The sequence below is a fragment of the Enterococcus sp. DIV1337a genome (assembly GCF_051712285.1).
Classification (GTDB): Bacteria; Bacillota; Bacilli; order Lactobacillales; family Enterococcaceae; genus Enterococcus; species Enterococcus faecalis.
The window spans coordinates 2,388,911-2,401,692 of the sequence record NZ_JBIOOP010000001.1 but is presented as its reverse complement, the minus strand read 5'-3'; the positions used below and the strand labels follow the sequence as shown (position 1 = coordinate 2,401,692).

Annotated in this window: 12 protein-coding genes; 10 read left to right on the top strand and 2 right to left on the bottom strand. The window is 39.7% G+C overall.

Annotated features, from left to right (window positions below):
* Nucleotides 1-283 precede the first annotated feature (283 nt).
* The 8 genes from rny to IGL49_RS11355 all read left to right on the top strand — a co-directional run bounded on the left by rny (nt 284) and on the right by IGL49_RS11355 (nt 10,293).
* The gene (gene rny / locus IGL49_RS11390; RefSeq protein WP_002354863.1) at nt 284-1,840 is read left to right on the top strand and encodes a ribonuclease Y; all 1,557 of its coding nucleotides are present in this window, start codon (nt 284-286) and stop codon (nt 1,838-1,840) included.
* A 159-nt stretch (nt 1,841-1,999) separates the two neighbouring features.
* A complete protein-coding gene (locus IGL49_RS11385) occupies nt 2,000-2,797 on the top strand; it encodes a TIGR00282 family metallophosphoesterase (protein ID WP_104854406.1) in 798 nt (265 codons plus the stop codon).
* A gap of 73 nt (nt 2,798-2,870) precedes the next feature.
* Nucleotides 2,871-3,257: a RicAFT regulatory complex protein RicA family protein gene (locus IGL49_RS11380; protein ID WP_002359008.1), complete on the top strand. Its 387-nt coding sequence runs from the start codon at nt 2,871-2,873 to the stop codon at nt 3,255-3,257.
* A complete protein-coding gene (gene mutS, locus IGL49_RS11375; RefSeq protein ID WP_033597607.1) occupies nt 3,258-5,834 on the top strand; it encodes a DNA mismatch repair protein MutS in 2,577 nt (858 codons plus the stop codon).
* A gap of 31 nt (nt 5,835-5,865) precedes the next feature.
* Nucleotides 5,866-7,998 carry a DNA mismatch repair endonuclease MutL gene (gene mutL / locus IGL49_RS11370; RefSeq protein ID WP_104854407.1) on the top strand — a complete coding sequence of 711 codons (2,133 nt, stop codon included), beginning with the start codon at nt 5,866-5,868 and terminating at the stop codon, nt 7,996-7,998.
* A 24-nt stretch (nt 7,999-8,022) separates the two neighbouring features.
* Entirely contained in the window at nt 8,023-8,577 is a 555-nt protein-coding gene (locus tag IGL49_RS11365; RefSeq protein ID WP_104854408.1) for a Maf family protein, read from the top strand.
* Between the two features lie 132 nt (nt 8,578-8,709).
* Nucleotides 8,710-9,147, top strand: a complete 438-nt coding sequence (gene msrB / locus IGL49_RS11360; RefSeq protein WP_002354871.1) for a peptide-methionine (R)-S-oxide reductase MsrB — start codon at nt 8,710-8,712, stop codon at nt 9,145-9,147.
* A 174-nt stretch (nt 9,148-9,321) separates the two neighbouring features.
* Nucleotides 9,322-10,293, top strand: coding sequence for a ribose-phosphate diphosphokinase (locus IGL49_RS11355; RefSeq protein WP_002381060.1), 972 nt, complete (start codon nt 9,322-9,324; stop codon nt 10,291-10,293).
* Between the two features lie 52 nt (nt 10,294-10,345).
* Here IGL49_RS11355 and IGL49_RS11350 read toward each other — a convergent pair whose 3' ends face one another.
* Nucleotides 10,346-10,879, bottom strand: coding sequence for a CPBP family intramembrane glutamic endopeptidase (locus IGL49_RS11350; protein ID WP_104854409.1), 534 nt, complete (start codon nt 10,877-10,879; stop codon nt 10,346-10,348).
* 284 nt (nt 10,880-11,163) lie between these two features.
* Here IGL49_RS11350 and IGL49_RS11345 point away from each other — a divergent pair, with 284 nt between their 5' ends.
* Together IGL49_RS11345 and pepG1 are read left to right on the top strand one after the other, a co-directional pair.
* On the top strand, nt 11,164-11,289 hold the full coding sequence (locus tag IGL49_RS11345; protein WP_258078332.1) for a hypothetical protein: 126 nt from the start codon (nt 11,164-11,166) through the stop codon (nt 11,287-11,289).
* Nucleotides 11,290-11,633: 344 nt separating this feature from the next.
* A complete protein-coding gene (pepG1, locus tag IGL49_RS11340; protein WP_002392696.1) occupies nt 11,634-11,777 on the top strand; it encodes a type I toxin-antitoxin system toxin PepG1 in 144 nt (47 codons plus the stop codon).
* A gap of 352 nt (nt 11,778-12,129) precedes the next feature.
* On the opposite strand, the gene pgmB is transcribed toward pepG1, so the two are convergent.
* Complete coding sequence (gene pgmB / locus IGL49_RS11335; protein ID WP_104854410.1) at nt 12,130-12,780, bottom strand: beta-phosphoglucomutase; 651 nt, start codon at nt 12,778-12,780, stop codon at nt 12,130-12,132.
* Between the last annotated feature and the right edge of the window lie 2 nt (nt 12,781-12,782).

Here is a 12,782-nt window from a genome sequence, read left to right as displayed (position 1 = left end):
ACCCATCCACATCAAGCAGCTTAGTCAAACAGCAGACTATGCGGCGTTTGTTCTAAAATTTAAACAATTCGTGACGGCAGAAACCTAAAAATGTGACGTTGTCTAATATTTGCTGCCCTTTCCAAAAGAAAGGGCTTTTTTAAGTTGACACCTTTAGCGACAAACATTAGAATAAAATTGTGTGTATGCACAAATATGCAAGTAGGCATATTGATAATTGATTTTAGTTTATCAAAAAACTACAAGATATGAATTAACAAAAAGATAGTATGGAGGTGGAAATATGGTTTTAAATATTCTCCTCGCTATCGTCGGTTTGATTGTCGGTCTTGGTTTAGGATTTGTTATTGCAAAGTCACGTCATGATAAAGCAATAAATGGTGCAAAAATTTCAGCGTCGAGTATTCTCGAGAACGCTCGGAAAGAATCAGAAACACTGAAAAAAGAAGCATTGCTAGAAGCTAAGGAAGAGAACCAGAAGTATCGTTCAGAAATTGAAAGTGAGTTGAAAGAAAGCAGATTAGAACTTAAATCTCAAGAAAATCGTTTAATTCAACGGGAACAAACGTTGGATCGTAAAGATGACTCTCTTGAAAAACGTGAAGGCTCACTGGAAGAAAAAGAAGAGAAACTTGGTGCTAGACAGCAATTAATTGATGAGCGAGAAAAAGAAGTAGAAAACTTAATTAATCAGCAACATCAAGAATTAGAACGAATTGCTTCCCTTTCAAAAGAAGAAGCAAAATCGATTATTATGAAGTCAACAGAAGAAGAGTTGAATCATGAACTAACCTTGATGGTCAAGGAGTCAGAACAACGTGCCAAAGAAGAATCTGATCGCAAAGCGAAGAACTTGCTTTCCCTAGCAATTCAACGTTGCGCCGCCGATTCTGTTTCTGAAACAACTGTTTCCGTGGTCACTTTACCAAATGATGAGATGAAAGGTCGCATTATTGGTCGTGAAGGACGTAATATTCGTACATTGGAAACTTTAACAGGGATTGACTTAATCATTGATGATACGCCAGAAGCGGTTGTGTTATCAGGATTTGATCCAATCAGACGAGAAATTGCTCGAATGACCTTGGAAAAATTAATCCAAGATGGTCGGATTCATCCAGCTCGTATCGAAGAAATGGTAGAAAAATCACGTAAAGAAATGGATGAACGGATTCGTGAATACGGAGAACAAGCAGCCTTTGAAGTAGGTGCTCATACGTTACATCCTGATTTAATTAAAATTTTAGGCCGTTTACGTTTCAGAACAAGTTATGGTCAAAATGTCTTGAACCACTCAATCGAAGTAGCAAAACTGGCTGGCGTTTTAGCCGCCGAATTGGGCGAAGATGTTCAATTAGCCAAACGGGCAGGTTTACTACACGATATTGGGAAAGCATTAGATCATGAAATTGAAGGTTCTCACGTTGAGATTGGCGCAGAATTAGCTGCGAAATATAAAGAAAATTCAGTAGTTATTAATGCCATTGCCTCGCATCATGGTGATGTGGAAGCAACCTCAGTTATTTCTGTTTTAGTGGCAGCCGCAGATGCGTTATCTGCAGCCCGTCCAGGTGCACGTAGTGAATCGTTAGAAAACTACATTCGCCGCTTAGAAAACTTAGAAAATATTTCTAATAGTTTTGAAGGCGTGGATTCAAGTTTTGCTGTTCAAGCAGGACGTGAAGTTCGTGTCATGGTGAAACCAGAAGAAATTTCTGATTTAGAATCTGTTCGTTTAGTTCGAGACATTCGGAAGAAAATTGAAGATGACTTGGATTATCCAGGACATATCAAAGTAACGGTTATCCGTGAAACACGTGCCGTTGACTATGCGAAATAAAATAAAAAGCGAATAAGTATCGCGTGTAGTGTCTCAACGAACAATTGCAAGGATTGTTCGTTGAGACACTTTTTTTAATCTTTTAAAACCAAAACTTTCTTTTCAAAGCGAAAACAACTATAATAAACAAGAGATGTTAAAAAGAGAAGAGGAACCTTTTTGCGTATATTATTTATAGGAGATGTTGTCGGTTCTTTAGGAAGAGAAGCCCTAGCAACGTATGTCCCTAAATTAAAGAAGAAATATCGTCCACAAGTGACCATTGCCAATGGTGAAAATGCGGCATCTGGTCGGGGAATTACTGGCAAGATTTATAAGAAATTTTTGCAAGATGGTGTCGATGTTGTTACGATGGGCAACCATACGTGGGACAACAAGGATATCTTTGAATTCATTGATGATGCCAAGAAAATGGTTCGTCCAGCGAACTTTCCAGAAGATGTGCCTGGTCAAGGAATGGTTTTTGTGAAAGTCAATCAATTGGAACTAGCGGTGATTAATTTACAGGCCCGCACATTTATGGTGCCATTGGAAGATCCTTTCAAGAAAGCCGCCGAGCTAGTGACTATCGCTCGCAAACGAACACCGCTCATTTTTGTGGATTTTCATGGCGAAACGACAAGTGAAAAACAAGCCATGAGCTGGTTTTTAGATGGCCAAGTTTCAGCCGTTGTTGGAACACATACGCATGTTCAAACAAATGACGCCCGAATTTTACCGAAAGGGACAGCCTTCTTAAGTGATGTCGGTATGACCGGACCTTATGATGGGATTCTAGGAATGAAGCGTGAACCGATTATTGAGAAGTTTATGACAGCATTGCCGAAGCGCTTTGAGGTAGTCGAAACAGGGCGGACAATTTTATCTGCCTGTATTTTAGAGATTGATGACCAAACGGGCCAAGCGAAGATGATTGAGCCGATTCAGATTAGTGAAGATCGCCCGTTTCAAGAATAATAGAAGAAAAGTTAATCTCGGATCATTAAGAGGTTAACTTTTTCTGCTCTTATAGAAAAAGTGCCGGTGAAAGATGAAGGTGAAAAAAATGGAGCCGTTGAATTTAGATGCACAAAGCAATAAAGAATTAGAAAAATTGTTACATTTAATTGGACAAGATGAAGTCATTCAGCGCTACCAAGCGATTGAAGAAAAGGTAAAGAAAAACAAAAAGCTGACAGAATTAGTGGAAGAAATTAAAGCTGCGCAAAAAGATGCGGTTCAATTTGCTCACTATGGCAAACCAACTGCTGAAAAAGAAGCCATTCAACGAGCCGATGCGAAAACAAAAGAATTTGATGAGCACCCACTCGTTGTAGCCTACCGCGAACAACTGATCGAAGCCAATGACTTAGTCCAACATGTCACGGCGCTCATTCAATACCGCGTGAACGAAGAGCTAGAGAAGGAAGGGAATTAAATGCCACAAAAGACAAAAAATACACCCATGATGGAACAATATTTATCCATTAAGGCCCAATACAAGGATGCGTTTTTATTTTATCGCTTAGGTGATTTTTATGAATTATTTTATGAAGATGCTATCAATGCAGCGCAAATCTTAGAATTGACGTTAACCAGTCGTAACCGCAATGCGGATGATCCGATTCCTATGTGTGGCGTTCCTTATCATGCCGCGCAAGGATACATTGATACGTTGATTGAGCAAGGCTATAAAGTAGCGATTTGTGAGCAAGTGGAAGATCCAAAGACTACCAAGGGCATGGTCAAACGAGAAGTGGTCCAGTTGGTAACGCCAGGAACGGTGATGAATAGTAAAGGCTTGGAAGCCAAAGACAATAATTACTTAACCGCTGTGCTAACAGATGGTAATCAGTTCGGTTTTGCCTATGTAGATTTGAGTACAGGCGAATTAAAAACAGCAGTCTTGGCTGATGAAGAGGGCGTTTTGAACGAAGCTTCTGCGTTGCAAACAAAAGAAATGGTCCTAGGTTCAGGGATTCCTGAATCGTTAAAAGAAAACTTAAGTTTACGTTTAAATATCATTTTTTCGACACAAGAAACGGTGGAAGAAAATGCCGAGTTTAGTTTTTTAACCAATGAGCTGATTAATCCATTAGAAATTGAAATTACAGGCAAATTATTATCTTATTTATCCGTTACCCAAAAGCGGAGCTTGTCCCATATTCAGAAAGCTGTGGAATATCAGCCAGATCATTTTTTAAAAATGGATCATTATTCTAAATTCAATTTAGAATTGAGTCAGTCGATTCGAACAGGACAGAAAAAAGGAACTCTTTTGTGGCTATTAGATGAAACGAAAACAGCTATGGGCGGCCGTTTATTAAAACAATGGTTGGATCGTCCGCTGATTCAGGAACGTCAAATTAAGGTGCGTCAAGAAATGGTGCAATCCCTATTAAATGCCTATTTTGAACGCTTAGATTTGCAAGCAGCATTGACGAACGTTTATGATTTAGAGCGGTTAGCAGGACGCGTGGCATTCGGCAGTGTGAATGGGCGTGATTTAATTCAATTACGGACCTCTTTAGAACAAGTACCAACGATTCGACAATTAATTGTCGGGATCAATCAAGGGGAATGGGATGATTTGTTAGTCGACTTAAACCCTGTTGAAGATTTAGTGGCATTGATTGCGACGGCGATTAATGAAGAAGCCCCTTTGCAAATTACTGAAGGAAATGTTATTAAGGACGGCTATAACGACCAATTAGATGAATACCGTGATGCCATGCGCAATGGTAAGCAATGGTTAGCGGAGTTAGAAGCGAAAGAACGCCAAGAAACAGGGATTAAAAACTTGAAGATTGGTTACAATCGGGTCTTTGGTTATTTCATTGAAATCACTAAGTCAAATTTAGCGAATTTAGAAGAAGGAAAATACGAGCGTAAGCAAACATTAGCCAATGCGGAGCGCTTTATTACGCCAGAACTAAAAGAATTAGAACGTTTAATCTTAGAAGCTGAAGAAAAATCAGTTGAACTAGAATATCAATTGTTCTTGGCCGTGAGAGAACAAGTGAAAACGAATATTGATCGATTGCAAACACTGGCTAAAACCATTAGTGCGGTTGATGTTTTACAATCTTTTGCAACAATTAGTGAACGGTATCAATACGTTCGACCAACGTTAAGAAGTAACACGAAAAATTTGGCGATTGTCGAAGGACGACACCCAGTCGTGGAAAAAGTTTTAGGGCACCAAGAATACATTCCAAACAGTATCCGCATGAACCCAGAAACAGATATTCTCTTGATTACTGGACCAAACATGTCAGGGAAAAGTACCTACATGCGTCAATTGGCTTTGACGGTGGTCATGGCGCAAATTGGCTGTTTTGTACCAGCGGAAAGTGCTGAAATGCCAATTTTCGATCAAATTTTTACACGGATTGGGGCCTCTGATGATCTAATTGCAGGGCAAAGTACCTTTATGGTAGAAATGATGGAGGCTAACCAAGCACTGCGGCATGCCACGCCTAATAGCCTAATTTTATTTGATGAATTAGGACGCGGCACGGCAACCTATGATGGAATGGCGCTAGCGCAAGCCATCATTGAATATATCCATCGTGAAGTACAAGCCAAAACGCTATTCTCTACACATTATCATGAACTAACTGTTCTAGATGAAACTTTAAAAGGCTTGAAGAATATTCACGTGGGCGCTGTCGAAAAAGATGGCGAAGTGGTCTTTCTTCATAAAATGATGGAAGGACCTGCTGATAAGAGCTATGGGATACACGTTGCTAAAATCGCTGGTTTGCCAAGCCCGCTTTTAGAACGAGCAGCCACCATTTTATCCGCTTTAGAAGCGGAAGAAACAACGATTCCAAGTTCAGTTCATCATGAAGAAGTTTCAGAAGTCCATGAAGAAACCGAGCAACTTTCATTATTTAAAGAAGTTTCAACAGAAGAATTAAGTGTCATTGACACGTTGAAGAAAATGAATCTATTAGAAATGACACCACTAGATGCGTTAAACATGCTCCATCAATTGCAAAAACGTATCTAATTAGGAACCGAACCGGTTAGGAGGTCGTGAAATGGGGAAAATTCAAGAACTATCCGAACAACTAGCCAACCAGATTGCTGCTGGTGAAGTTGTTGAACGTCCCGCTTCTGTCGTCAAAGAATTGGTGGAAAATGCACTGGATGCAGGAAGCACTCAAATTGATATTTTTATTGAAGAAGCTGGCTTGAAAACCATTCAAATTATTGATAATGGTGAAGGAATTGCCAAAGAAGATGTACTGAATGCCTTCAAACGCCATGCCACAAGCAAAATTCATACAAGAGATGACTTGTTCCGAATTCGCAGCTTGGGGTTCCGAGGCGAAGCCTTACCAAGTATTGCTTCAGTTTCTGAAATGATCGTCGAAACTGCCACAGCTGAGGAAGAAGAAGGCAGCTATGTGATTCTAAAAGGGGGCAAGGTCGAAGAAAACCGACCAGCAGCACTCCGTAAAGGCACAAAAATGACCGTTTCTAATTTATTTTATAATACGCCCGCTCGTTTGAAATACGTCAAAACGATCCAAACGGAATTGGCTAATATCGGTGATATTGTCAATCGTCTGGCGTTAAGCCACCCTAAAGTCGCTTTTCGCTTGGTTCATGACGGCCACAAAATGATGAGTACAACAGGCAATGGTGATTTAAAACAAACAATTGCGGGGATTTATGGCATTAGCACCGCAAAGAAAATGTTGAAAATTGAAGGGAAAGACCTTGATTTTACTTTGACAGGTTATGTCTCATTGCCGGAAGTCACACGGGCCAGCCGTAACTATTTATCAACGATTATCAATGGTCGTTATATTAAAAATTTCGCGTTAAATAAAGCAATTGTAGCCGGCTATGGTTCGAAACTAATGGTGGGGCGTTTTCCAATTGCTGTGTTAGAAATTGAAATGGATCCGCTGTTAGTTGATGTCAATGTCCATCCTACTAAGCAAGAAGTTCGTTTAAGTAAAGAAAAAGATTTAATGGCATTAATTGAACAGGCGATTCAAGGAGTGTTGAGCCAAGAACAGTTGATTCCCAATGCGGCCGACAATTTGCGTTTTAAAAAGAAACTACCGCCAGAACCTAAAGCTGAACAAATGGAAATTCCTTTATCGGCTGAACAACCTGCGGTAAAACAACGGCCGGGCAGCTTAAGCTATAACCCCGCAACGGGTCGCTTCTATGCGGAACATGCGACAGACGAAACATCAGTCTCAAGCGCGCCTGAAGCTGTCAATCAGACAGAAAGAGCAGTGGACCCAATGGACGATCCATTTGCGCCGCCAGTGCCAGAATCAACGAATGTAGCGGAAGAAACATCGGCTTACGAGACTTCTTCGGCAGCTGATGTTTCCGAAAATCATTGGGAAACATCTCGTAACGAGCAACAGATAATAGCCGAAGAAACAAAAATAACTGAAGCGCCCGATTCAGAACCTTCTCTGCGTTCGTCAGAGGCTGCTGACGAAGTTTTCCAAGAAGAAATGAAACTTCACCCAGAATTCAATGCCAATAGCGCTGCGAGCCAAAGAGAGCTGAAACAAGCATTGAATAAGTTGGAAGAAGAACGACCGACAGAACGTTTTCCTGAGTTAGAATACTTCGGTCAAATGCACGGAACTTATTTATTCGCACAAAGCAAAGATGGTCTGTTTATTATCGACCAACACGCTGCCCAAGAACGAATTAAATACGAGTACTTCCGTGAAAAAATTGGCGAAGTCAGTGATGATTTACAAGAACTATTGGTACCAATAGTTCTTGATTATCCAAATAGCGATGCCTTGAAAATTAAAGAGCAGAAAGAAACCCTTGCGGAAGTCGGCATCCATTTGGAAGACTTTGGACAAAATAGTTTCATTGTGCGGGCGCACCCAACTTGGTATCCTGCAGGCGAAGAGGAAAGCATTGTTCGCGAGATGATTGACATGTTGCTAACAACTGGCTCGGTCAGCGTGAAAAAATTCCGTGAAGCAACTGCCATTATGATGAGCTGTAAGCGATCCATCAAAGCCAATCATTACCTCAATGAGCAACAAGCACGTGTGCTATTAAAAGATTTGGCCTTGTGCGAAAATCCGTTTAATTGTCCGCATGGACGTCCGGTGCTGATTCATTTTACGAATTCAGATATGGAACGAATGTTTAAACGCATTCAAGACCCCCATTAAAAAGAAAAGAGGCGTCATCAATTTATGCAAATTATTTTAGCATCCCAATCTCCTCGCCGTCAGGAGTTATTAAAGCGTGTGGTCCCAACTTTTACGATTGTACCAGCCGATATCGATGAAACTGTTGGCAAAGACGGCTTACCAGCAGAATATGTGGCGCAAATGGCTGCCCAAAAAGCAACGGCTATTGCAGAACAATCCCCCGAAGCACTAGTCATTGGCTGCGATACAATTGTGGCATTGGCGGGAGAAATCCTCGGCAAACCGACTTCTCGGGAAGACGGTTATCGCATGTTGCGCCTCCTAAGTGGCAAAACACATGACGTGTATACAAGTGTGACGTTGAAAAAAGGGGAAAAAGAGCGCTCCGCGACAGTTCATTCAACCGTGACGTTTTATCCACTGACAGACACGGAAATCCATGCGTACTTAGATACCGCAGAATATGCCGACAAAGCAGGCGCTTATGGAATCCAAGGACAAGGAGCATTACTAATTGAAGCAATCGCCGGCGATTATTATGCCATTATGGGCTTGCCAATTACCAAAGTAGCCCGACTACTAAAAGAATTTAACTAATAAAAGACAGTCCTTTTCATTCGTCAAAAAGAGAAAGGACTGTCTTTTACTATGCAAACTATTAGGTACCGGTTTGCCAAACGTGGTATCATTGAACCCAATAAATTGAACAGAAGAAAAGGAGTGGACAGAATGACAAAACCAACAGAAGAAGAATTAAAACAAACCTTGACGGATCTTCAATATGCCGTCACACAAGAAAACGCAACAGAACGCCCTTTTTCAGGAGAATATGATGACTTTTACCAAGACGGAATCTATGTAGACATTGTTAGTGGCGAACCGTTGTTTAGCTCTCTAGACAAATACGATGCTGGTTGCGGCTGGCCATCCTTTACAAAACCAATTGAAAAACGTGGCGTCAAAGAAAAAGCTGATTTTAGTCATGGTATGCACCGCGTAGAAGTTCGCAGTCAAGAAGCGGATTCACACTTAGGGCATGTTTTCACTGATGGTCCGCTCCAAGAAGGCGGCTTACGTTATTGCATTAATGCGGCAGCTTTGAGATTTGTGCCAGTGGCAGATTTAGAAAAAGAAGGCTATGGCGAGTACCTTTCTTTATTCAAATAATCCTCATTTTTTAGACAAATACGATAAAATAGTTAGAAGAAAGTGACTTTTGATGAATATCTTGTATGAAATACAGAAAATCTCTTGATTTATTTGGCTAGGACTACTATTATTTTAGAAGGAAAGTATTGTTCAGTTTTAACGAATTGGCTGAAATAGAAAGTGGAGGTTCTAATGTCGAAACATTATTTTGATCCAAGATTGAAAATCTTTTCTTTGAACTCTAATCGTCCCTTAGCAGAAAAAATTGCGGATGCTGTGGGTGTGGAGCTAGGAAAGTGCTCTGTAACACAATTTAGTGATGGCGAAATTCAAGTGAATATTGAAGAAAGTATTCGTGGTGCACATGTTTATGTCATTCAATCAACAAGTAGCCCTGTTAACGATAATTTAATGGAACTATTAATCATGATTGATGCGTTAAAACGTGCGAGTGCTAAAACAATTAACGTGGTTATGCCTTATTATGGATATGCACGTCAAGACCGTAAAGCACGTGCCCGGGAACCAATCACTGCTAAACTTGTTGCAAACATGATTGAAAAAGCTGGCGCAACAAGAATGTTGACATTGGACTTACATGCGGTCCAAATTCAAGGCTTCTTTGATATTCCAGTGGATCATTTGATGGGTGCACCATTAATTGCCGATTACTTCATCGAACACGGCATTCAAGGCGATGACGTCGTTGTTGTTTCCCCTGACCATGGTGGTGTAACGCGTGCGCGTAAATTGGCAGAATTCTTAAAAGCACCAATTGCGATTATTGACAAACGACGTCCAAAAGCGAACGTAGCAGAAGTAATGAATATCATTGGTCATGTGGAAGGCAAAACCTGTGTCTTAATTGATGACATGATTGACACAGCGGGGACAATTTCTCTTGCCGCAAACGCATTGAAAGAAGCCGGAGCAAAAGACGTTTACGCTTCTTGTACACATCCCGTTTTATCAGGACCAGCCTTACAACGTATTGAAGATTCAGCAATTGAACGCTTAGTTGTAACAGACTCTATTTACCTATCTGATGATCGTAAAATTGCTAAAATTGACGAAGTCAGCGTTGGTGAATTAATCGGAGATGCGATTAAACGTATCCACGAAAACAAACCAGTTAGCCCGTTATTTGAAACAAAAAATAAATAATTATAAAAACCGCCCACATCATTTTTCTGATGTGGGCGGTTTTTTTTGTGTATTATAAATTATTTAATAGCAAATGAATAGCAAGAGGATACGTGAGATTGTTATTACAGAAATAATAGGTAGAGGCTAAAACCCAGCCCATTCCACAATAAAAAAGCATGGAAATTGATGGTAATAGTCCATGGCTAAGACCAAAAAAAAGACCAGAAAAAAATATTTTACATAAGACACTTCGAGAGGTGTTTTTTATAAAAAATAAGTTCATAAAAATGCCACGAGTCAGGAGTTCTTCTATTATAGGTGAAAAGAGTCTAGTATGAAGGGCCATTAAAACAGGTGCTACATTTCGGACTTCATTAATATAATGTTGATTTTCTGGAGTAGACATGCGTGAGAAAAGTAAATTTAGAATAATAGAAAATAAGAACATGCCAATAGCTAGTAATAGACTTTTAAAGATAGCTTGCTTTTTTTTCTTTACTATTTTTTTATAGAAAACTGACAGCACGATAATAATAATTAAAGATAGTACACTATCAAAGATAATCAAGGCTTTTTCGTTATTTTTTATAGCTATTAAGCTCATTCCAGTTAATGCTTCTATGCTGGGTAGGGCTGTCAAAAAAGTGAACAGGAGATAAAGAAGTGTTTTTTTCTTTGTAGATAATTTTGTCTCGATACTACAACGACCACCTTTTCTATTTTGTCAGAATGATATGTTTACAAATTGAACTACTAATCAAGGAATAAAAAGGAAATGAAAAAACGATGCTTCCTCTATTGCGAGTTTTATTATAATTAGATAAAATATAGGTGTCAAAAAGATTAAAAAGGTTGAAGCTTTAAAAAATATTGGAAAGGAGTATACAAATGAAAAAGATAATCGAACGACCAATTGTCAAAATCTTAATTAAGATTTTGATGTTTGTCTTATGTTTTTATGCGGGGATAAAATTCGTTGATTTCATTTTTCCGTTAGTAGGATTTAAACAATAAGCAAAAAAAAATGAATGTGGAGACAAGCACAAAGGACCGTGAACTTCGTTGCTAATAGTAAAGTATTGGTCCTTGGAAACTAAAAAGCTGTTAAAAATGACAATAAAAAATAACCGTCAACGTTGATCGAGTACGGTTATTTTTTGTAACAAAATCGGTCACCGTCTTAAACGGCTCTACATCAGAGAGGCATGTTGACCCATAGCTCTCTTTTCGTTTTTATTATAGCACATTTTCCTAAAAAAATATATTTTAAACTAATTATTTTTTAGTTTTACATGGTATAATCTAAGTGTAGAGAAGTTATGGCGGTGGCTATCTAATCTGAAAGTGAGGTGGTGCGTATGAGCGTACTTCCAAAATTTACAGAAAGGAGAGGCCTTTTGTCAGCATATGAAACAATTCAGACGATCCTAGGGTTTGGTATGTTTACCATTGCTTTGATTGCGCTGATTGTGAAATTGCTTAAAAATGACAATAAAAAATAACCGTCAACTTTGATCGAGTACGGTTATTTTTTATAACTAAATTGGTCACCGTCTTAAACGGCTCTACATCAGAGAGGTATGTTAACGCATATCTCTCTTTTCGTTTTCATTATAGCACATTTTCCCGAAAAGCACGAATAAATTTATCGTTAATCCGTGAAATTCTAAAAGCTGTGAAAAATAACCGTCAACTTTGACCAGCACGGTTATTTTTAAATAATACAATCGGTCACCGTCATAAACGGCTCTACATCAGAGAGGTATGTTGACGCATCTCTCTCTTTTCATCTACATTCTATAGATACAATGTAGATGAAAAGAGGTATCTGCTGCTAAAGGTTCTTGTCATTCTTTAGCGATTGAGCAGTGTATCAACGCTTAGTTCAGTCATTTCAGAGACTTGCATGTCGGCTCCGATTAAGGGTTGGCTGGCCGACAAGCCGACGGCATAGATGCCCGCGGCTTTCAAGCCGTCAATACCTGATTGTGCATCTTCAAAGCCAATGGCGTTTTGCGGTAGCACGCCAATACTGTCAGCGGCGGCTAAAAAGATTTCAGGATCAGGTTTGCCTTTGCTTAACGAGTCGGGATCGACAATTGTGGCGAAGTACGCGCGCACGCCTAATTTTTCCAAAATCAGGGGCGCGTTTTTTGAAGCCGAAGCCACGGCACAGGGAATGTGACGTGCTTGGGCTTGCTGTAGCAATGGCACGACACCAGGTAAAACATCTTCTGTTGTTAAATGTTCTAATAATTGAACGTAGTGGTCATTTTTTTGCTGAGCTAAGGCTTCTTTTTCTGCTGGAGTAAACGCATTTTCACGGTGGCCATGGGCTAAAATGCGGTCCAAGGAATTCATCCGACTAATGCCTTTTAATGTTTCGTTGAAGGTTTCGTCAATGGGGATACCTAGCGAATCGGCCAACGCTTTCCAAGCTTGATAATGAAATTTGGCGGTGTCAGTAATGACACCATCCAAATCAAAAATAAATCCAATCGTCATTG

Excerpts from the sequence above, each read along its gene's own strand:
- rny (WP_002354863.1), top strand. The coding sequence starts at position 284 with ATGGTTTTAAATATTCTCCTCGCTATCGTCGGTTTGATTGTCGGTCTT.
- IGL49_RS11380 (WP_002359008.1), top strand. The coding sequence starts at position 2,871 with ATGAAGGTGAAAAAAATGGAGCCGTTGAATTTAGATGCACAAAGCAAT.
- mutS (WP_033597607.1), top strand. The coding sequence starts at position 3,258 with ATGCCACAAAAGACAAAAAATACACCCATGATGGAACAATATTTATCC.
- mutL (WP_104854407.1), top strand. The coding sequence starts at position 5,866 with ATGGGGAAAATTCAAGAACTATCCGAACAACTAGCCAACCAGATTGCT.
- IGL49_RS11365 (WP_104854408.1), top strand. The coding sequence starts at position 8,023 with ATGCAAATTATTTTAGCATCCCAATCTCCTCGCCGTCAGGAGTTATTA.
- msrB (WP_002354871.1), top strand. The coding sequence starts at position 8,710 with ATGACAAAACCAACAGAAGAAGAATTAAAACAAACCTTGACGGATCTT.
- IGL49_RS11355 (WP_002381060.1), top strand. The coding sequence starts at position 9,322 with ATGTCGAAACATTATTTTGATCCAAGATTGAAAATCTTTTCTTTGAAC.
- IGL49_RS11350 (WP_104854409.1), bottom strand. The coding sequence starts at position 10,879 with ATGAGCTTAATAGCTATAAAAAATAACGAAAAAGCCTTGATTATCTTT.
- IGL49_RS11345 (WP_258078332.1), top strand. The coding sequence starts at position 11,164 with ATGAAAAAGATAATCGAACGACCAATTGTCAAAATCTTAATTAAGATT.
- pepG1 (WP_002392696.1), top strand. The coding sequence starts at position 11,634 with ATGAGCGTACTTCCAAAATTTACAGAAAGGAGAGGCCTTTTGTCAGCA.
- pgmB (WP_104854410.1), bottom strand. The coding sequence starts at position 12,780 with ATGACGATTGGATTTATTTTTGATTTGGATGGTGTCATTACTGACACC.